19 protein-coding genes are annotated in these 19,847 nt (G+C 72.6%); 13 read left to right on the top strand and 6 right to left on the bottom strand.

Annotated elements, in window-relative coordinates:
• The first annotated feature begins 95 nt into the window (after nt 1-95).
• Nucleotides 96-1,229: a DNA-processing protein DprA gene (gene dprA / locus EKO23_RS15105; protein ID WP_134718729.1), complete on the top strand. Its 1,134-nt coding sequence runs from the start codon at nt 96-98 to the stop codon at nt 1,227-1,229.
• A 260-nt stretch (nt 1,230-1,489) separates the two neighbouring features.
• The gene (locus tag EKO23_RS15100; protein WP_175582700.1) at nt 1,490-2,440 is read left to right on the top strand and encodes a tyrosine recombinase XerC; all 951 of its coding nucleotides are present in this window, start codon (nt 1,490-1,492) and stop codon (nt 2,438-2,440) included.
• Here the strand turns inward: EKO23_RS15100 and EKO23_RS25330 are convergent.
• Nucleotides 2,388-3,437, bottom strand: a complete 1,050-nt coding sequence (locus tag EKO23_RS25330) for a M23 family metallopeptidase (RefSeq protein WP_167880496.1) — start codon at nt 3,435-3,437, stop codon at nt 2,388-2,390. The genes EKO23_RS15100 and EKO23_RS25330 overlap by 53 nt on opposite strands.
• 441 nt (nt 3,438-3,878) lie before the next feature.
• On the opposite strand from EKO23_RS25330, the gene rpsB reads away from it, so the two are divergent.
• The 5 genes from rpsB to EKO23_RS15070 all read left to right on the top strand — a co-directional run bounded on the left by rpsB (nt 3,879) and on the right by EKO23_RS15070 (nt 8,470).
• Complete coding sequence (gene rpsB / locus EKO23_RS15090; protein ID WP_167880495.1) at nt 3,879-5,078, top strand: 30S ribosomal protein S2, sunset domain variant; 1,200 nt, start codon at nt 3,879-3,881, stop codon at nt 5,076-5,078.
• Between the two features lie 114 nt (nt 5,079-5,192).
• The gene (tsf, locus tag EKO23_RS15085) at nt 5,193-6,008 is read left to right on the top strand and encodes a translation elongation factor Ts (RefSeq protein WP_134718727.1); all 816 of its coding nucleotides are present in this window, start codon (nt 5,193-5,195) and stop codon (nt 6,006-6,008) included.
• A gap of 252 nt (nt 6,009-6,260) precedes the next feature.
• The gene (pyrH, locus tag EKO23_RS15080) at nt 6,261-6,977 is read left to right on the top strand and encodes a UMP kinase (RefSeq protein ID WP_134718725.1); all 717 of its coding nucleotides are present in this window, start codon (nt 6,261-6,263) and stop codon (nt 6,975-6,977) included.
• Between the two features lie 51 nt (nt 6,978-7,028).
• Complete coding sequence (gene frr / locus EKO23_RS15075) at nt 7,029-7,583, top strand: ribosome recycling factor (protein ID WP_217702643.1); 555 nt, start codon at nt 7,029-7,031, stop codon at nt 7,581-7,583.
• 14 nt (nt 7,584-7,597) lie between these two features.
• A complete protein-coding gene (locus tag EKO23_RS15070) occupies nt 7,598-8,470 on the top strand; it encodes a phosphatidate cytidylyltransferase (protein WP_134718721.1) in 873 nt (290 codons plus the stop codon).
• Nucleotides 8,471-8,653: 183 nt separating this feature from the next.
• Here the strand turns inward: EKO23_RS15070 and EKO23_RS15065 are convergent, their stop codons facing one another.
• Together EKO23_RS15065 and EKO23_RS15060 are read right to left on the bottom strand one after the other, a co-directional pair.
• A complete protein-coding gene (locus EKO23_RS15065) occupies nt 8,654-9,289 on the bottom strand; it encodes a pyridoxamine 5'-phosphate oxidase family protein (protein WP_134718719.1) in 636 nt (211 codons plus the stop codon).
• Nucleotides 9,290-9,293: 4 nt separating this feature from the next.
• A complete protein-coding gene (locus tag EKO23_RS15060) occupies nt 9,294-10,316 on the bottom strand; it encodes a CorA family divalent cation transporter (RefSeq protein ID WP_167880494.1) in 1,023 nt (340 codons plus the stop codon).
• Between the two features lie 115 nt (nt 10,317-10,431).
• On the opposite strand from EKO23_RS15060, the gene rlmN reads away from it, so the two are divergent.
• From rlmN to EKO23_RS15040, 4 genes are all read left to right on the top strand, one after another.
• Nucleotides 10,432-11,562 (top strand): dual-specificity RNA methyltransferase RlmN, encoded by a 1,131-nt coding sequence (gene rlmN, locus EKO23_RS15055; RefSeq protein ID WP_134718715.1) that lies wholly within the window; start codon nt 10,432-10,434, stop codon nt 11,560-11,562.
• 130 nt (nt 11,563-11,692) lie between these two features.
• Nucleotides 11,693-12,916 (top strand): glycosyltransferase family 4 protein, encoded by a 1,224-nt coding sequence (locus EKO23_RS15050; protein WP_134718713.1) that lies wholly within the window; start codon nt 11,693-11,695, stop codon nt 12,914-12,916.
• A gap of 10 nt (nt 12,917-12,926) precedes the next feature.
• The gene (locus tag EKO23_RS15045; protein WP_134718711.1) at nt 12,927-14,279 is read left to right on the top strand and encodes a UDP-glucose dehydrogenase family protein; all 1,353 of its coding nucleotides are present in this window, start codon (nt 12,927-12,929) and stop codon (nt 14,277-14,279) included.
• Between the two features lie 103 nt (nt 14,280-14,382).
• Entirely contained in the window at nt 14,383-14,790 is a 408-nt protein-coding gene (locus EKO23_RS15040; RefSeq protein WP_134718709.1) for a VOC family protein, read from the top strand.
• 2 nt (nt 14,791-14,792) lie between these two features.
• Here EKO23_RS15040 and EKO23_RS15035 read toward each other — a convergent pair whose 3' ends face one another.
• The 3 genes from EKO23_RS15035 to EKO23_RS15025 all read right to left on the bottom strand — a co-directional run bounded on the left by EKO23_RS15035 (nt 14,793) and on the right by EKO23_RS15025 (nt 17,903).
• The gene (locus tag EKO23_RS15035; RefSeq protein ID WP_134718707.1) at nt 14,793-15,887 is read right to left on the bottom strand and encodes an LOG family protein; all 1,095 of its coding nucleotides are present in this window, start codon (nt 15,885-15,887) and stop codon (nt 14,793-14,795) included.
• A gap of 139 nt (nt 15,888-16,026) precedes the next feature.
• Nucleotides 16,027-17,388 (bottom strand): NAD(P)/FAD-dependent oxidoreductase, encoded by a 1,362-nt coding sequence (locus tag EKO23_RS15030; RefSeq protein ID WP_246051108.1) that lies wholly within the window; start codon nt 17,386-17,388, stop codon nt 16,027-16,029.
• A gap of 38 nt (nt 17,389-17,426) precedes the next feature.
• Nucleotides 17,427-17,903 (bottom strand): Lrp/AsnC family transcriptional regulator, encoded by a 477-nt coding sequence (locus tag EKO23_RS15025; protein ID WP_246051104.1) that lies wholly within the window; start codon nt 17,901-17,903, stop codon nt 17,427-17,429.
• 158 nt (nt 17,904-18,061) lie between these two features.
• Between EKO23_RS15025 and EKO23_RS15020 the strand changes: the two genes are divergently transcribed.
• The gene (locus EKO23_RS15020; protein WP_134718701.1) at nt 18,062-19,315 is read left to right on the top strand and encodes an ABC transporter substrate-binding protein; all 1,254 of its coding nucleotides are present in this window, start codon (nt 18,062-18,064) and stop codon (nt 19,313-19,315) included.
• Nucleotides 19,316-19,318: 3 nt separating this feature from the next.
• Nucleotides 19,319-19,847 (top strand): ABC transporter ATP-binding protein (locus tag EKO23_RS15015; protein ID WP_134718699.1); only part of this gene is annotated, 529 nt, incomplete at its 3' end.

The raw sequence follows: 19,847 nt of genomic DNA, 5'->3' as shown, positions 1-19,847 counted from the left end.
CGATCGGTGCCGGTCGGATTGGTGCCGGTCCGGCGAGTCCTGCGCGAGCACCGGGTGCAGCCGACTCCGCGCGACCCGCGAGCTCGTCCGACCACGTGCGTGCTCCCGACTCGGAACGGCTGGCCCGCGCCGCGCTGAGCCGGCTCGCCGAGCCGGGCGATCCGCGGATGTCCTCGCTGGTCGCCGAGCTCGGTCCCGAGACCGTGCACCGGCACCTCGCCGAGGAGCGCGACGTGGGTGGCGTGCTCACCGATGTCGCGACCCGGCTGCGGGCGATCGACCCGGGCCGCGACCTCGAGCGAGCCGAGCGGCTCGGTATCCGGTTCGTGGTGCCGGGCGATGCGGAGTGGCCGGCTGCGCTCGGCGACCTCGACCACTGCGGGCTGGTCCACGACCGTGGAGGCAGCCCGCTGGGGCTGTGGGTGCGCGGCCCGCTCCGCCTCGACGCCCTGGCGACGCCGGTCGCGATCGTCGGCTCTCGCTCCGCCACGTCCTACGGCGGCGAGGTGGCGCGGGAGATCGCCGCCCACCTCGGCAGCGCCGGCGTCTGCGTGGTCTCGGGCGCGGCGTTCGGGATCGACCAGGCCGCGCACCGTGGCGCCCTCGCCGGCGGCGGGCCGACCGTCGCGGTGCTCGCCTGCGGCGTCGACCGCGCGTACCCCAGCGCCCACAAGCAGCTCCTCGACCACCTCGCCCAGCACGGCGCTGTCGTCTCCGAGCTGGCCCCGGGCTGCTCGCCGACCCGGATCCGCTTCCTCAGCCGAAACCGGGTGATCGCGGCGCTGACCGTCGGCACCGTCGTGGTCGAGGCTGCGGTCCGCAGTGGCGCCCTCAACACCGCGCACTGGGCCGACCGGCTCAGCCGGCGCCTCATGGGCGTGCCCGGGCCGGTCACCAGCGCCCAGTCCCAGGGGGTGCACCAGCTGCTCCGCTCCGGCGGAGCAGCAGTGGTGACCCGCGGCGCAGACGTGGCCGAGCTGGTCGGGCTCTCCGGTCAGCACCTCGTCACCGATGACCGGGTGCCGACCCGACCGCGCGACACGCTGCGACCTCGCGAGAAGCAAGTGCTCGACGCGGTCCCCGTGCACCGCGGCGCCGGCGCCGACAGCATCGCCCGGACCGCCGGGATCGGGCTGGTGGAGGTACGCCGCGTGCTCGGCCGCCTCGTGGAGCGCGGCCTGGTCGCCCGGGACGACGCCGGCTGGAGGCTCACCGACGCCGCGCGCTGAGCCACCCCGGGGGAGCGTCGGTGGGCGCCAGTTCATCCGACGGACGTGCGGCTCGCTGCACCCGACGGGCCGCAGGGCGCGCCGTGCCGGACGGACCGCAGGGCGGGCCGTGCCGGACGGACCGCAGGGCGCGCCGTGCCGGACGGACCGCAGGGCGCGCCGCGCCCCGCACCCGGGTGGCGCCGCGCAGCACACTGCACCGGAGCCGGCGCGCGGCGCGCTGCACCGGAGCCGACGCGCCGGCGACCTACCCTGCAGGCATGACGGACGGCGGCGCCAACGAGGCGGGCCAAGACATGCTCCCCGAGCCACTGGCGCGGGTGCTCGGCGACTACGAGCGGCACCTGACGTCGGAGCGGGACCTGACCGGGCACTCGGTCCGGGCATACGTCGGCGACATCGCCGGGCTGCTCGACCACGCGGCCCGGCTCGGGATCACGGACGTGGCCGAGCTGGACCTGCGCACGTTGCGCAGCTGGCTGGCCAAGCAGCAGACGACCGGCCGTTCGCGCACCACCCTGGCCCGGCGCGCCACCGCGGCACGTGTGTTCACCGGCTGGCTGGTGCGCACCGGGCGGGCCGGCACCGACGCCGGGGCGTTGCTCGGCTCCCCGAAGGCCGGGCGCCACCTGCCCGAGGTGCTCCGCGAGGACGAGGCGCGTGCCCTGGTCGAGGCCGCGGCCGCGCTGGCTGACGACGGCAGCCCCGTCGGTCTGCGTGACGTGGCGGTGCTGGAGCTGCTGTACGCGACCGGCATCCGGGTCGGCGAGCTCTGCGGCCTCGACGTCGACGACCTGGACTTCGACCGCCACGTGGTGCGTGTGCTCGGCAAGGGCCGCAAGGAGCGCACGGTGCCGTTCGGGCACCCCGCCGCGGCCGCCCTGACCCGGTGGCTGCAGGCTGGCCGTCCGCGGCTGGCGGCTGAGGGAGCCGGCGGCGCGCTGTTCCTCGGGGCTCGTGGCAAGCGCCTCGACCAGCGCGTCGTGCGCTCGCTGGTGCACGCCCGCATCGCCGACGTGCCGGGCGCCCCCGACATCGGGCCGCACGGCCTGCGGCACACCGCGGCCACCCACCTCCTCGAGGGCGGCGCCGACCTCCGCACCGTGCAGGAGCTGCTCGGCCACGCCTCCATGTCGACCACGCAGATCTACACGCACGTCAGCAGCGAGCGGCTCCGCAAGGCCTACCTCCAGGCCCACCCCCGCGCCTGACCCCCCGTTGAGTTGCGCCCGCCGAGGCGTCGAGTTGCGCCCGCCGACGGGCGACTGGCGACTCTGGAGTCCCTGACCCCGGCAGGGGGGCGCCAATCGACGGGCAGGGGGGCGGTACTTGGCGGGCAGGGGGGCGCGACTCGGCGGGCAGGGGGCGCGACTCGGCGGGCAGGGAGGCGCGACTCGGCGGGCAGGGAGGCGCGAGTCGGCGGGCAGGGAGGCGCGTCTCGACGGGCAGGGGGGCGCGACTCAACGACGAGTGGCGAGGTGGGCGCCGGTTGCGGCTGGCGAGGTGGGCGCCGGTTGCGGCGCCGGTCGCAAGCAGGGTGGGGCTGGCTGGCAGGCCACGGGACGTCAGGCTGCTGGGCACTGGGCCGGCGGGTGCGAGGCCGCCGGGCGGGAGCAGGCGGACCGGGACGGCGCCGACGAGGAGGAGCGGGTCGAGGTACGTCTCGCCGCGCAGCCAGCCCCAGTGCAGGCACGCGGTCGGGAAGCAGTGGGAGCCGCCCACCTCGAGCAGGCCGATCGGCTGCCCGGCCGTGACCGCGTCGCCGACCGAGACCGTGGCCCGCACCGGCTCGTACGTCGTGCGGGTGTCGCCGTGCCCGACGACCACGACCCCCCGGCCGGCGATCGTGCCGGTGAACCGCACCGTGCCCGGGAGCGCGGTGCGCACGACCGCGACCGGGTGGCCGACCAGGTCCACCCCGCGGTGGCCGGCACCCCAGGTCGAGGTCGGCGGGTCGAAGCGGGCGGCGACGACGGGGCGGGGTTGCAGCGGCCAGACGCCGCGTGGCCGCTCGTCGGCGGCGGCCGACGGTGCGGTCACCCCGAGCAGCAGGGGCGGAAGCGCCAGAAGCGCCGCCGTGAGCAGCACCGCGAGCGGTGTCGGCAGCCGCGCAGGGGCGCCCGCCCGCACCCGCTGGGACCGGGCGGGTGGTCCGGAACGGGGGCGGGCGGGACGTCGGGGGAGCGGTGGGGCGGTCGCGGGGTGCATGGCCCGAGACTGCCGCGGGGTCACGACGGCTCGGGGCGGGCGGCGTACGGTCTGTGGACAGGGCCTCGGCCGGGTCGGACTGTGCACGGAAACCGGGTCGTGGGGAGCACGAACGGGGCGAGCGGCCGACGTACGCACGGATTCGCTCCGGCGACCTCCCATGAACTAGGCTGACGGACGCAATCCTCAGGGATTGACTTCGCACGTCGCAGACCGCGACGGTCCGCCTCCTGGGCGGGCCGGTCACTCGTGGGCGACGGCCCTCGGTCCCCGACTGGCTCACGGCCACGACGGGTGGGGTCGCGCGCGGCGTCAGGGCAGCCGGCACCCGCCGGATGCGGCAACTGAAAACAACATGGCCGGTCCACCGGCCCGCCTCTCGCGGTGCGAGCCAAGGCGGGCGCCGAACGGTGTGCCGTCCGGAACCAGGAAGAAGAACACATGGCAGTCGTGACCATGCGCCAGCTCCTCGAGAGCGGCGTCCACTTCGGACACCAGACCCGTCGCTGGAACCCGAAGATGAAGCGCTTCATCATGACCGAGCGCAACGGCATCTACATCATCGACCTGCAGCAGTCGCTGGCCTACATCGACCGCTCCTATGCCTTCATCAAGGAGACCGTCGCCAAGGGCGGCACCGTGATGTTCGTGGGCACCAAGAAGCAGGCCCAGGAGGCGATCGCCGAGCAGGCGACCCGCGTCGGCATGCCCTACGTCAACCAGCGCTGGCTGGGCGGCATGCTCACCAACTTCCAGACCGTGCACCAGCGGATCAACCGCCTCAAGGAGCTCGACGAGATCGACTTCGAGAACGTCGCGGGTTCCGGCCGCACCAAGAAGGAACTCCTCCAGATGAAGCGCGAGCGCGACAAGCTGGAGAGGACCCTGGGCGGTATCCGCGAGATGTCGCGCACCCCCGCCGCGGTGTGGGTCGTCGACACCAAGAAGGAGCACCTCGCCGTCGAGGAGGCGCGCAAGCTCCGGATCCCGATCATCGGCATCCTGGACACCAACTGCGACCCCGACGAGGTCGACTTCCCGATCCCGGGCAACGACGACGCCATCCGTGCGGTCGGCCTGCTGACCCGCGTGGTCGCCGACGCCGTCGCCGAGGGCCTGATCGCCCGCTCCGGCGCGAAGACCGAGGGTGCCGAGGCCGGCGCCGAGGAGCCGCTGGCCGAGTGGGAGCGCGAGCTGCTCTCCGGTGACGCCGAGCAGGCCGCGGTCGCCGCGACCGGTGGCGAGGCCACCGCGACCCCGGCCGCGGAGGCGACCGGCGCCGCCGCCGAGGCCCCCGCTGCCGCGGCTGCCGCCGAGGCTGTGACCGAGGCTCCCGCTGCCGAGGCTGCGACCGAGGCTCCGGCTGCTGCCGCGACCGAGGCGCCCGCCGAGGCCGAGACCGAGGCTCCGGCTGCTGCCGCCACCGAGGGCGAGTTCGGCGCCGACTCCGCCGCCCCGCTCGAGGACGGCTCGGCTCCCGAGGGCTTCGAGGTCAAGGGCAACAAGACCTCCAGGAAGTTCCACTCGCCGAGCAGCCCGTGGTACGACCGCACCAAGGCCGAGGTCTGGTTCCGCACCGCCGAGGCCGCCGAGAAGGCCGGCTTCGTCAACGCCGAGGCCAAGGCCGACGAGAAGGCCTGAGGCCTCCCGCCCCAAGCAGCACCGGTGGCCCCGCCCGATGGGGCGGGGCCACCACCCTTTTCGAGAGATCCACACCTGCCGGCCACGGCCGGACAACTTCGAGGGAAGAAGGACATGGCGAACTTCACCGCCGCTGACGTCAAGAAGCTCCGCGAGCTCACCGGCGCCGGCATGATGGACTGCAAGAAGGCGCTCGACGAGGCCGAGGGCGACTTCGACAAGGCCGTCGAGCTGCTCCGCGTCAAGGGCGCTGCCAAGGCCGCCAAGCGTGGCGAGGAGCGCAACGCGACGGCCGGCCTGGTTGCCACCTCCGGTGGTGCGTTGGTCGAGCTCAACTCCGAGACCGACTTCGTGGCCAAGAACGACGAGTTCGTCGCCGCCGCGCAGAAGATCGCCGACAAGGCCGCCGAGAACAAGGCCGCCGACGCCGACGCCCTCAAGGCCGTCGAGCTCGACGGCTCGACCGTCGGTGACGTCGTCCAGAACCTCGCCATCACCATCGGCGAGAAGATCGAGCTCGGCCGGGTGGCCTACTTCGACGGCGAGACCGTGTCCTACATGCACAAGCGTGCCGCGGACCTGCCGCCGGCGGTGGGTGTCCTCGTCGAGTTCGAGGGCGCGAACGCCGACGCCGCGCGGGCCGCGGCGATGCAGATCGCCGCGATGCGCCCGCAGTACCTCACCCGCGACGAGGTCCCCGCGGACATCGTCGCCAAGGAGCGCGAGATCGCCGAGGCGACCGCCCGCGAGGAGGGCAAGCCGGAGCAGGCGATCTCCAAGATCGTCGAGGGCCGCGTGAACTCCTACTTCAAGGACACCGTCCTGCTCGAGCAGCCGTCGGTCACCGAGAACAAGAAGACCGTCAAGGCGGTCCTCGACGAAGCAGGGGTGACCCTCACGCGGTTCGCCCGCTTCGAGGTCGGCGCCTGACCGGCTCCACCAGCCAGGCCACGGGGCCGGTACGACGTCGCGTCGTACCGGCCTCGCGCCGTTCGGGGGGCGCATCAGGGTTCCCCGGTCGACCGGGGGAACCGACGTTTTTCAGGTGTTTCAACCCCTGACAACCGCCAGACTCCCCGGTGGACCGGGGAATCGTGTGGCTGGAGTGACCCACGTTCGCGCAGCGGGTCCGGGAGGAAGTAGGTTGCATCCCGACGAACCCGACCCACGAAGGGATGCCTGGTGACGGCGTACAAGCGAGTCCTGCTCAAGCTCTCCGGCGAGGTGTTCGGAGGCGGCAAGGTGGGCGTGGACCCGGACGTCGTGCAGAAGATCGCGCGGGAGATCGCGGCGGTCGTGGACGCGGGCGTGCAGATCGCTGTGGTGACCGGTGGCGGCAACTTCTTCCGAGGCGCCGAGCTGCAGCAGCGCGGCATGGACCGGGTGCGGGCGGACTACATGGGCATGCTCGGCATCGTCATGAACTGCCTCGCGCTCCAGGACTTCCTCGAGAAGCTCGGCGTCGAGACCCGGGTGCAGACCGCGATCGCGATGGGCCAGGTCGCCGAGCCGTACGTCCCTCGCCGCGCGATCCGGCACATGGAGAAGGGCCGCGTCGTGATCTTCGGCGCCGGCATGGGCATGCCGTTCTTCTCCACCGACACGGTCGCCGTGCAGCGGGCACTGGAGAGCAAGTGCGACGTCGTCCTGGTCGCGAAGAACGGCGTCGACGGCGTCTACACCGCCGACCCGCACCAGGACCCGACCGCGCAGAAGCTCGACCAGGTGACGTACGCCGACGCGATGGCGCGCGGCCTGCGGATCATGGACCAGACGGCGTTCGCGCTGTGCGGGGAGAACAAGCTGCCGATGGTCGTGTTCGGGATGGAGCCCGAGGGCAACATCCTGCGCGTCGTCCAGGGTGAGAAGATTGGCACGCTGGTGAGCGCCGACGGCTGACCGCCGCCCCGCGAACCCGCACCGACGAACGACGAACGAGGAGACACCGTGATCAATGACGTCCTGAGCGAGGCCGACCACAAGATGGACAAGTCGGTCGAGGCCACGCGCGAGGAGTTCGCGGCGATCCGTGCCGGCCGGGCGACTCCGAGCATGTTCAACAAGATCACGGCGGACTACTACGGGACGCCGACGCCGCTGCAGCAGCTCGCGTCGTTCACCGCCCCCGAGGCCCGCATCATCCTCGTGCAGCCCTACGACATGGGGGCGATGGCCGCCATCGAGAAGGCGATCCGCGACTCCGACCTCGGTGTGAACCCCGCCAACGACGGCAAGGTCCTGCGCTGCGTGTTCCCCGAGCTCACCGAGGAGCGCCGCAAGGAGTACATCAAGGTCGCCCGCGCCAAGGCCGAGGACGGCCGCGTGTCGGTGCGCAACATCCGTCGCCACGCCAAGCAGAGCCTGGAGAAGATGGAGAAGGACGGTGAGGTCGGCAAGGACGACATCACCGGTGCGGAGAAGCGGCTGGACGGCCAGACCAAGAAGCACACCGACGCCATCGACGAGATGCTCAAGCACAAGGAAGCAGAGCTGCTCGAGGTCTGAGCAGCCACCTCGCCATGACCTCCGCCAGCCCGCCGGCGCCTCCGGTCAAGGACCACGGTCGCGCCGGTCGCAACCTGCCCGCTGCGATCACCTCGGCGGTGGTGCTGCTCGCCCTGATCGGCGGAACCCTCTACTTCTGGAAGACCGCCTTCATGTTCGTGGTGGCGGCGGCGGTCGTGGTGGCGATCTGGGAGCTGCACCGCGGCTTCCTCGCGAAGGGCATCGACCTGCCCGAGCAGCCGCTCATGCTCGGCGGCGTGGTGATGGTGGTCGTGGCGTACTTCTACGGCGCGCCCGCCCTGGTCACCGCCACCGCGGTCAGCGCGCTGGTGATCATGCTGTGGCTGCTGCGTCGCGGCGTGAACGGCTACGTCATGAACTCCACGGCGTCGGTGTTCACGCTGATCTACGTCCCGTTCCTCGGCTCGTTCGTCGCGCTGATGCTGGCCGAGGGCGGCGCCACCGACTTCGACCGCTGGGACGACGGCGTGAAGGGCGTGGTCACCTTCGTGCTGGTCACCATCGCCTCCGACATCGGCGGGTACGTCGCGGGCGTGCTGTTCGGCAAGCACCCCATGGCCCCGGTCATCTCCCCGAAGAAGTCGTGGGAGGGTTTCGCCGGCTCCCTGGTCTTCTGCGTGGTCGTCGGCTGGGCGCTGGTCGTCTACATGCTCGACGGCGCCTGGTGGGTCGGCGTCGCGCTCGGCCTGATCGCGGTCGTGATGGCCACCCTCGGCGACCTCTGCGAGTCCGTCATGAAGCGCGACCTCGGCATCAAGGACATGTCCCAGGTCATCCCCGGCCACGGCGGCCTGATGGATCGGCTCGACTCGCTGCTGGCCACGATCGCGCCGATCTGGCTGCTGCTCCACTACGCCGTCTTCTGACCGCGTGACGTCCTGCGTCCGGATCACCGGGCCGACCACCTCCCACGACGTCGGCGCGACTCAAGGGTCAGCGAAGCGCGACTCAACGCCCAGCGAGGCGCGACACGACGGTCAGGGACGCGCGACTCAAGGGTCAGAAAGGGGGGACTCAACGGTCAGGGAGGCGCGAGCCGACGTACGGCGTCACGCGTCGCCGGTGAGCCGACGTACGGACGGCGGCACCGGCAGGTGCTCGGACCACGGCGCGGCGAGCGGCGGGTCGAGGACGGTCCGCACCGGGACCAGCCCGCTCCACACGTCGTCGTCGGACTCGGCCTCCTCGGGCGTGGCCGGCCAGCCCGCGGAGGCCTTGAGCAGCCAGGAGCCGTCGACGATCGGCAGCGCCACGGCCAGCGAGGCGGCCAGCTCCTTGCGGGTGCTGGCCCGGACCTCGGCGGTGCGGCCGGGGAGGATGACCTCGCTGAACAGGTCGAGCGCGGCGGCCCGCTCGGCGGCGGAGAGCTCCTCGAGCCGGCCGCGGACGGTGGCCGAGCGGTAGTTCACCGAGGACTCGAACGTGGTCGGGGCGACCGCCAGCGCGTCGAGCGCGGTCACGGTGAGCACGGCGGGGGAGCCGGCCGCCACCGCGCGCAGGGCACCGGCCCCGGTGGAGCCGTGCAGCAGCACCCGGTCGCCGTCGCGGGCGTAGAGCATCGGCACCGCCCACGGCTGGCCGTCGGCCACGGTGGACAGCACCCCGAACCACTGCGAGTCGAGCAGGTCGTCGAGGACGGCGCGGTCGGAGACGCCGTACTCCTTGAGGCGGTTCAGGCGGTCCACCCGCTCACCACCAGCCCTGGCGATGCGCCCAGCGCAGCAGCAGCAGGCTGATCGTCAGCATGGCCACCAGCACCAGGCCGAGCTGGGTCCAGTGCGTCGACTCGTTGACGATCACGTTCATGCCGTAGATCGACGCGATCGCGGTGATCGGCAGCGTGACCGCGGCGATCACGGCCAGCCGCTCCATCGCGACCGTCATCTTCGTGTGCACCTTGGTCTGGTAGAGGTCGATGACCCCGAAGAGGAACTGCGCCTCCCCGTCGGCCAGCGACCGCACCCGGTCGAACTGCGCGGCGAGGTCGCGCGCCAGCGCGGCGTCCGCGTCGTCGCTGAGCTTGCCGATCTCCGCCATCCGGATCCAGATGTCCTGGCACTGCGCGGCCATGGTGCGGGTGGTCTGAAGCTCGTGCCGGATCAGGAACATCGTCTCGAGCAGCTCCTCGGGGTTGCGCAGCTGCGAGTCCATCACCTCCCGCTCGAGACCGGGGAGCTTGGCGGCGACCTCGCGGATGACGCCGCTCTGCCGCCGGGCCACGCTGGAGGTGATGGCGTAGCTCAGCTCCACCGGCGAGGCGGGCCGGAACCGCCCGCGCTCCAGGCGCGACATCGCGCCCTCGGTCTCGACCAGCGCCTCGGCGACGTCGAGCTTCGGGTTGATCGGGCCGTGCACGGTGACCAGGTAGTGGTGACCGATGATCTGGTCGAGCTCGAGCAGGTGCACGTGCCCGCGCTCGCCGAGCAGCGGCGACTGCGTGGTCACGAACGCGTGGTCCTCGTAGCCGTGCACGGTCGGGACGTAGTTGCGGCTCTGGCAGGCGCTGATCACCATCGGGTGGCAGCCCAGCCCCTGGAGCAGGGCCGCGGCGTCGTCGTCCCACAGGGGTACGTCGATCCAGAAGAAGCCGTCCTCGTGCGCGTAGAGCTCGACCACGTCGTCAGCCTCGCGCGGGTGGACGCCCTGCGCGTCGACGTACCAGACGCGCAGGCCGACGGTGTGCCCCGCCGTGTCCACCAGGTGCCCCACCATGTGCCCAGCGTGACGCGGTGGACGGGGCGCGGCAAGCACCGCGGCGGTACGGCGGGAACCCGGGCAGCACGCGGGATTGGGAGGGTCGACCCGGGGGTGGGAGACTGGGCCGGTCATGAGCGAGTCACCGAGCCGGTCCCTGCCCCTGGTCTTCGACGAGCCGCGCGGCCGCAAGAAGCCCCCGCGGCACCTCGCCGACCTCGACGAGGCGGGCCGCAAGGAGCTGCTGACCTCCCTCGGTCTGCAGGGCTTCCGGGCCCGGCAGCTCTCGACCCACTACTTCTCCCGGCTGGTCGACGACCCGGCCGAGATGACCGACCTGCCGGCCGCGCAGCGCAACGAGCTGGTCAGCGCGCTGCTGCCGACCCTGATGACCCCGATCCGCACCCTCGAGGCGGACAAGGGCACCACCCGCAAGACCCTGTGGCGGCTCTTCGACGGTGCGCTCGTCGAGTCCGTGCTCATGCGCTACCCCGACCGGGCCACCATGTGCGTCTCGTCGCAGGCCGGCTGCGGCATGGCCTGTCCGTTCTGCGCCACCGGCCAGGGCGGCCTGCAGCGCAACATGTCGACCGCCGAGATCGTCGAGCAGGTGGTGGCCGGTGCCCGGGCGCTGGCCCGCGGCGACGTGCCCGGCGGTCCGGGGCGGGTCTCCAACGTCGTGTTCATGGGCATGGGCGAGCCGATGGCCAACTACAAGGCCGTGATCGGTGCGGTCCGCCGGATGACCGACCCGTCGCCGGCCGGACTCGGCATGTCCGCCCGCGGCATCACGGTCTCCACCGTCGGGCTGGTCCCGCGGATCAACCAGCTCGCCGAGGAGGGCATCCCGGTCACGCTGGCGCTGTCCCTGCACGCCCCCGACGACGAGCTCCGCAACGAGCTGGTGCCGATCAACACCCGGTTCTCGGTGCGCGAGGCGGTCGAGTCGGCCTGGAACTACGCGGCGACGACCAAGCGCCGGGTCTCCATCGAGTACGCCATGATGCGCGGCATCAACGACCAGGCCTGGCGGGCCGACCTGCTCGGCGACCTGCTCAACGAGTACGGCGACTGGGGCTGGGTGCACGTCAACCTGATCCCGCTCAACCCGACGCCCGGCTCGAAGTGGACCGCCTCCGACCCGGCGGACGAGCGCGAGTTCGTGCGCAGGCTGGAGGCGAAGGGCATCCCGACCACGGTCCGCGACACCCGCGGCCGCGAGATCGACGGCGCCTGCGGGCAGCTCGCCGCCAGCGACTCCTGAGTCCCGGGAGCGCCCGGCCCTGATCGGTCAGCCGGGGTTCACGTGTCGTCCACGCACACCTCGGTGTCCGTTGCGCAGCGGTCCCTACGGTCCCCGGTGGATGGAGCACCGCTGACCGAAAGGGCCCACGATGGGGATCCTGCGCAGGACCCGGCACCGCCTCCCGATCCCGACCACGATCACGGCGACCTCCCGGGTGGACCGGCTCCGGGTCCTGGTCGTCTCCGAGTCGTTCCTCCCGCAGGTCAACGGCGTCACCAACTCCGTGCGCCGCGTGCTCGAGCACCTCGCGGCCGAGGGGCACGACGCCGAGCTGGTCGCCCCGAGCGGCCCGCCGACGTACGCCGGGTTCCGGGTGACCCACGCCCGCGGCACCCGGCTGCCCTTCTACAAGGAGTTCCGGATCGGGCTGGAGACCCGGCGCCGGCTGCGCGCGATCCTGCTGCGGGTCCGGCCCGACGTCGTGCACATCGCCTCGCCGGCGACGCTCGGCTACCAGGCGGCCCGGGTCGCCGGTGAGCTCGGCATCCCGACGGTCGCGGTCTACCAGACCGACCTGGTCGGCTTCGCGACGCGGTACGACGTTCCCGGCGGCGCGCGCGCCATGGAGTCACTGACCCGGCGCATCCACACCGCCGTCGACCGCACCCTCGCGCCGTCCTCGGCCAGCATCGTCCAGCTCGAGGCGCTCGGCGTGCCGGACGTGGGCTGGTGGCCGCGCGGCGTGGACCTCGGGCTGTTCGACCCGGCTCGCCGCGACGACCGGCTCCGGCGCCGGCTGGCGCCCGGCGGCGAGGTGCTGGTCGGGTACGTCGGCCGGCTGGCTCCCGAGAAGGAGCTCGAGCTGCTGGCCCACCTCGACGGCCTCCCGGGGCTGCGCCTGGCGGTCGTCGGCGGCGGCCCCGAGCGCGAGCGGCTGGAGCGGCTGCTGCCGAACGCCGCGTTCACCGGGGTGCTGCACGGCGAGGACCTGGCGGCGGCGTACGCCTCGCTGGACGTGTTCGTGCACACCGGCCGGCACGAGACCTACTGCCAGTCCGCGCAGGAGGCGCTTGCCTCCGGCGTCCCGGTCGTGGCACCGCGGGCCGGCGGGCTGCTCGACCTGGTCGACGAGCGGACCGGCTTCCTCTACCAGCCCGGCAACGGCGACCAGCTGGCGTCGTACGTCGCGCGGCTGGTCGACGACGCCGCCCTGCGGGAGCGCCTCGGGCGCGCCGCCCGGGCCGGGGTCGCGGGTCGCTCCTGGGACGAGGTCAACGCGCTGCTGGTCGGGCACTACCGCGAGGTGATCGGGAAGCAGCGCCGGCGACGACGCGACGACCGGACCCGGCGGATGCTCGCGGCGGCGGGCTGAGGTGGGTGACGTGGCGCCCCGGATCAGCGTCATCGGCACCGGCTACCTCGGCGCCACGCACGCCGCCGGCATGGCCGAGCTCGGCCACGAGGTGGTCGGCGTCGACACCGACGCGTCGCGCATCCGGGCCCTGGCCGAGGGACGGGTCCCGTTCTACGAGCCCGGCCTGCCCGAGCTGCTGCGGCGGCACGTGGAGTCGGGACGGCTGCGGTTCACCACCGACCTGGCCGAGGCGGCCGCCTTCGCCGACGTGCACTTCGTCTGCGTCGGCACCCCGCAGGGACCCGGTGGCGCCGCCGACCTGACCGCGCTGCACCGCGTCGTCGACGACCTGGTGCCGGCGCTGCGGCGTACCGCCCTGGTGGTCGGCAAGTCCACGGTCCCCGTCGGCACCGCCGAGGCCCTGGTCGAGCGGATCGCGCGGCTGCGGCCGTCGGTCGAGGTCGACCTCGCCTGGAACCCGGAGTTCCTGCGCGAGGGGCACGCCGTCGAGGACACGCTGCGCCCGAACCGGCTGGTCCTCGGCGTCCCCAGCCCGGCCGCGGAGTGGGCGCTGCGGCAGGTCTACGCGCGGCCGCTCGCCGACGGCACGCCGGTCGTGGTGACCAACCTGCCGACCGCCGAGCTGGTCAAGGTCTCCGCGAACGCCTTCCTGGCCACCAAGATCTCGTTCGTCAACGCGATGGCCGAGCTGTGCGAGGTGACCGGCGGGGACGTCGCCGCGCTGGCCGACGCGCTCGGCCACGACGACCGGATCGGGCGGAAGTTCCTCGGCGCCGGGCTCGGGTACGGCGGGGGCTGCCTGCCCAAGGACGTCCGTGCCCTGATCGCCCGCGCCACCGAGCTCGGCACCCCGGAGTCGGTCGACTTCCTGCACGGCGTCGAGGCGGTCAACGCCCGGCGCCGGCAGCGGGTGGTCGACGAGGCGCTCGGTGCGCTGCGTCGTACCGGCCCGTGGCTGCACGGCCGGGTCGGTGTCCTCGGTGCCGCCTTCAAGCCGCACTCCGACGACGTACGGGACTCGCCCGCGCTCGACGTCGCCCGGCGCCTGTCCCGGGAGGGCGCGTGGGTGACGGTCTTCGACCCGCAGGCGTCGGTGACCGCGCGGACGGTCGCGCCGGAGCTGCGGTACGCCGCCAACGCGGTCGCCGCGTGCCGCAAGGCCGACGTGGTCCTGCACCTCACCGAGTGGCCCGAGTTCGCCGACCTCGACCCCGCCCGGCTGCTCGAGGCGGCCCGCGGCCGGGTGCTGGTGGACGCCCGCAACACGCTCGACCCGGCGCCGTGGCTGGCCGCGGGCTGGGACGTGCGCACCCTCGGCACCCTGGTAGGCGTACCGCTGGAGCGGCCGCTGGCGGTCTGAGCGTGCGCCGAGCTCGTCAGCCGAGCACTGGACGCCGCGTGGCTGTGGCGCTTGGCTACGAGGACAGGCCGACCCCGGCTGCGAGCAGAGAGCGAGCATCCCCATGACGAACGGAATCGCCACGCTCTGGAAGCCCGTCGTCAACGTCTGCGACCTCGCGGAGGGGGAACGCTTCTGGTCCGCCCTGACCGGCCTGACGCCGACCTCGAGGCACGGCGACGACAGCGGCGAGGTCTACGCCGTCCTCGACGATCCGGATGCCGACGGGGACGCGCCGTGGCTCCTGCTCCAGCTCGTGCCCGGCGACCAGTCCACCTGGATCGGCGGCACCCACCTGGACCTCCGCGTGGACGACGTCGCCCTGGCCGTCCGGCGGACCGAGGCGATCGGCGGCGTGACCGTCAAGCCACCCGCGCTCTACCCGTCCGACGACGCGGCGTACCTGGAGTGGGCCGTCATGCAGGACCCGTTCGGCAACCGGTTCTGCTTCGTGAAGTGGCCCCTGGCGTAGCCTCATCCGCCGACGATCTCCGCGGCCTCCTCGGCGGTGTCGACGAGGTGCACCTGGCCCTCCATCACCCGGCCCCGGGCCAGCCGCTCGAGCAGCGGCCATGCCGGCACCTCCTCGGTCCAGTGCCGCCGCCCGACCAGGACCATCGGCGCCACCGCGGACGCGTCGGCGTAGTAGTTCTCGCAGCCGTCCTGGAAGATCTCCTGCACGGTGCCGCCGGCGCCGGGCAGGAACACGATGCCCGCGTCGCAGACCTGGAGCAGGATCGCCTCGCGAGTGGCGTTCTGGAAGTACTTCGCGACCGCGGAGGCGAACGCGTTCGGGGGCTCGTGGCCGTAGTGCCAGGTCGGGATGCCGAGGCTGTCGCCGCCGTCGGGCCAGCGCTCCCGGACCTCGAAGGCGCGCGCCGCCCAGGCGCCGACGGACGGCCGGTACGACGGCACGGCAGCGAGCAGCGCGACCGCCTCGGCCACCGCCTCGACCGGGCGGTCGGCCAGCCAGGCGCCGAGGTTGGCGGCCTCCATCGCGCCGGGACCCCCGCCGGTGGCGACCGTGTGCCGCTCCGCGAGCAGCTGGCCCAGCCGTGCGGCGTCGGCGTACGCCGGGTGGTCGCGCTCGACGGCGTGCGCGCCCATCACGCCCACCAGCCGCCGGCCGTGGATCCAGTCCGCGAGCGCCTCGTCGATCGCGTGGTCGTGCAGCGCCCGGGCCAGGGTGTGCTGCGCGTCGGCGGGCTGGCGCGACCAGGCGTAGACCCGGGCGTCGAGCGAGGCGCCGTACCGGCCGTTGCCGTGCAGGTCGCCGTACAGCTCGGCGGGGGAGTAGAGCGCGGTCCGGTACGTCTCGACCGGCACGTCCGGGACGGCCGGGAAGACGATCCCGCCGCGGTCACGCACCGACTTCTCGTCGCCGTCGGCGAACGTGCAGCCGAGGAACAGCGCCCCGGCCACGTGCACCCGGCGCAGGTCGGCGCTGTGGTGGGTCAGGTCCAGCGCCTGGAGGTGCCACCCGGTCAGCGTGGTCGCGCCGGCGGCCAGCCGCTGCTCGAGCTCCTCGGTCGAGTCGACCTCGACCACCCGCCCCCGCCTGTTCCGCACGCGCTCAACCTAGCCTCCGGGCCCGCGGCGTGGTTTCGAGACGGGCCTCGGTTCCTCGGCCCTCCTCAACCACCGGTGGTCGAGCAGCAACCTCCGGTGGTTGAGGAGCGAGCGCCAGCGAGCGTCTCGAAACCAACGGTCAGTGGCCGCCGATGAGGGGGGCGACGGCGCGGGCGATCAGGCTGGGGCGGCGGGTGAGCCGCTCCTCGTGGTCGGCGAGGGTCATCGCGCGGAGGCCGACGTTGATGCCCAGCCAGCGCAGCGGCTCGGGCTCCCAGCGGCGGGAGCGGTGGCCCACCCAGGGCAGGTGGACCAGGTCGGTGTCGCGGCCGAGCACCAGGTCGGCGAGGGTGCGGCCGGCGAGGTTGGTGGTGCCGACGCCGTCCCCGACGTACCCGCCGCCCCACGCGAGCCCGGTGCCGCGGTCGATGCCGACGGAGGCGATCCAGTCGCGGGGGACGCCGAGCGCACCGCCCCACGTGTGGGTGATCCGGGCGTCCGCGAGGACCGGGAACAGATCGACCAGGGTGGCGTGCAGCGACCGGAACACGCTATACGACGGGTCGAAGGTCGAGTGCGTCCGCGAGGCGAAGGAGTACGGCGCGCCGCGGCCGCCGAAGACCAACCGGTCGTCGGCGGTGCGCTGTCCGTAGATGACCAGGTGGCGGTGGTCGCTGAAGGTCTCGCGCCGGCGCAGCCCGATCTGCTCCCAGGTGGCGGCCGGGAGCGGCTCGGTGGCGATGATCAGCGAGTGGACCGGCGCCATCGTGCGCCGGTGCCCGGTGAGCGACGCGGTGTATCCCTCGGTCGCCCGCACCACCACGTCGGCACGCACGGTGCCGTGCTCGGTCACCGCTCGGCCGGGCTCGATCGCGGTGACCCGGGTCCGCTCGTGCACGGCGACGCCGTGCCGCTCGACCGCGTCGGCGAGGCCGCGGACCAGGCGGGCGGGGTGGATGGCCGCACAGTCGGGGGTGTACGTCGCGCCGAGGATGCGGGTGGCCGCGAGCACCTCGGTGGCCTCCGAGGCCGAGAGGAGCCGGACGTCGTCCTCGCCGCGGCCCCAGGCCCGGGCGCCCTCGACGTCGGCGCGGGCGCGCCGCCACTGGGGGCCGGTGCGGGCGGGAACGACGGTGCCGCCCTTCGCCGCCTGGGCGTCGATGCCCTCGGCGTCCGCGACCCGCAGCACCTCGTCGACGGTGCCGCGCATCGCGGCGTGCTGGGCGAGGGCGGCCGACCGGCTGGACCCGGGCAGCCTCGCGAGCGTGCCGAGGGAGGCGGGGAAGAGCGCGGAGCACCAGCCGCCGTTGCGCCCGGAGGCGCCGAACCCGGTCACGTCCGCCTCGAGCACCGCCACCCGCAGCGTCGGGTCGGCCGCGGCCAGGTAGTAGGCGGTCCAGAGCCCGGTGTAGCCGCCGCCGACGACCGCGACGTCGACCTGGGTGTCACCGGGGAGCGGCGGGCGCGGCGACCAGGCGTCGCCGGCGGTCTCGTGCCACAGCGAGATCCCGGCGTACGGCGTGAGGGCGGGCGAGGTGCTCAGCGCACGCCCCAGGAGTAGGTCTGCTTGTGCAGCTTGAGGTACATGAAGGTCTCGGTCGACGCGACGGAGTCGATGCTGCGGATCTTCTCGGAGATCAGCTCGAGCAGGTGGTCGTCGCTCTCGCAGACCGCCTCGACGAGGAGGTCGTAGGCGCCGGCGGTGACCACGACGTAGTCGACCTCCGGGAGGTCGGCGAGCTTGTCGGCGACGGGCTCGAGCGGCCCCTGCACGCGGATGCCGATCATCGCCTGCCGGGCGAAGCCGAGCTCGAGGGGGTCGGTGACCGCGACGACCTGCATGACGCCGGCGTCGAGCAGCCGCTGCACGCGTTGGCGCACGGCGGCCTCCGACAGGCCGACGACCTTGCCGATGGCGGCGTACGAGCGGCGTCCGTCCTGCTGGAGCTGCTCGATGATCGCCTTCGACACGTCGTCGAGGTGAGGGCGTTCCCGGTCACGCGGCGTATGGGTCACCCCGGCATCGTGACAGGGGAGTGGGCCACTCACAAGTGAAACGCCCAACAAGGGAATTCGTTGCATCGATGTTAAGAAGATGCGGAATCCCTTGTAAGGGGCCGATCTGCATGACACGATCCGTAGCGCACAGCACCTGCACCCAAGGAGGTACCCCGATGGCCCAGCGCCCGTGGAACGGCGGCGGAGACTCCGCCGCGGACAAGCTCGCCCGCCAGCTCGCCGCGGAGCTGAACCGGGGAGGACGGGGCGCAGGGTTCTCCCGCCGCGGCTTCCTCCGAGCGACCGGGGTGGGTGCCCTGGCGCTGTCGTCGACCTCGCTGCTGGCCGCCTGCGGCACGGAGGGGACCAAGCAGAGTGCCAGCACCTGCAAGAGCACGGACCTGAGCGCGGACCAGAAGGAGCTGGTGTTCTCCAACTGGCCCCTCTACATGGACGAGGACGGCAAGAAGTACCCCACGCTCGAGGACTTCCAGAAGCAGAGCGGCATCAAGGTCACCTACAACACCGACGTCAACGGCAACAACGAGTTCTTCGCCAAGGTGCGCAACCAGCTCGGTGCCTGCGAGCCGGTCGGCCGCGACATCTTCGTGCTCACCGACTGGATGGCGGCCCGGATGGTCGGCCTCGGCTGGATCCAGGAGCTCGACGCCAGCAAGATGCCGAACGTCGAGGCGAACCTCGTCGACAACCTCCGCGACCCCGAGTGGGACAAGGGCCGCAAGTACTCCGTCCCGTGGCAGAGCGGCCTCACCGGCATCGCCTACAACGCCAAGTACACCGGCGAGGTGAGCAGCTTCGAGGAGCTGGTCACCCGCGCCGACCTCAAGGGCAAGATCTCGCTGCTCAGCGAGATGGGCGACACGATGGGGTTCGTGCTCCGGCTGGTCGGTGCGGACCCGGACGACTTCTCCGACGACGAGTGGAAGTCCGCGCTGGACAAGATGGAGGAGATCGTGGCCTCCGGCCAGGTCCGCCAGTTCACGGGCAACGACTACACCCGGCCCCTCAACAACGGCGACATCTTCGCCTGCGAGGCCTGGTCGGGGGACGTCATCGCGATGCAGTACGACAACCCGGACATCAAGTTCGTCGCGCCGACCGAGGGCCTCAGCCTCTGGAGCGACAACATGCTGGTGCCGAACAAGGCCGACCACAAGACCAACGCCGAAGAGCTCATGAACTGGTACTACGACCCGGAGGTGGCGGCCCGACTCGCGGCGTGGGTCAACTACATCTGCCCCGTCCAGGGCGCGCAGGAGGCCATGGCGAAGGTCGACAAGAGCCTGGTCGACAACCCGCTGATCTTCCCGAGCGCCACGGACCTCGAGGGCACCTGGATGTTCATGAACGTCGACACGAAGACTCGGGAGAGGTACGACAAGGAATTCAACCAAGTCATCGGAGCGTGACCCGTGGCCGCAACGGAGACCGGCGTGGAGCCGACCACCGCACCCTCGACCGCGCAGGACCTCGTCCTCACCGGGATCACCAAGAAGTTCGGGTCCTTCGTGGCCGTCGACGACCTCCACCTGACGGTGCCGGCCGGTTCGTTCTTCGCCCTGCTCGGTCCGTCCGGATGCGGGAAGACCACGACGCTGCGGATGATCGCTGGCCTCGAGACGCCGACCGTCGGCGCGATCCGACTCGGTGAGCAGGAGATCACCGGCCTCAAGCCGTACCGCCGTCCGGTCAACACGGTCTTCCAGTCCTACGCGCTCTTCCCGCACATGACGATCCGCGACAACGTCGCGTTCGGCCTCAAGCGCACCGGCGCCAAGGACGTGAAGTCGAAGGTCGACGAGATGCTCGAGCTGGTCGAGCTCACCCAGTACGCCGGGCGCAAGCCGGCCCAGCTCTCGGGTGGCCAGCAGCAGCGGGTCGCGCTGGCCCGGGCCCTCATCAACCGGCCCCAGGTGCTGCTGCTCGACGAGCCGCTCGGCG

Source organism: Nocardioides guangzhouensis, from assembly GCF_004519545.1.
GTDB classification, from domain to species: domain Bacteria; phylum Actinomycetota; class Actinomycetes; order Propionibacteriales; family Nocardioidaceae; genus Nocardioides; species Nocardioides guangzhouensis.
The sequence above is the reverse complement of the archived record's forward strand: the minus strand, read 5'-3'. Positions and strand labels throughout refer to the sequence as shown.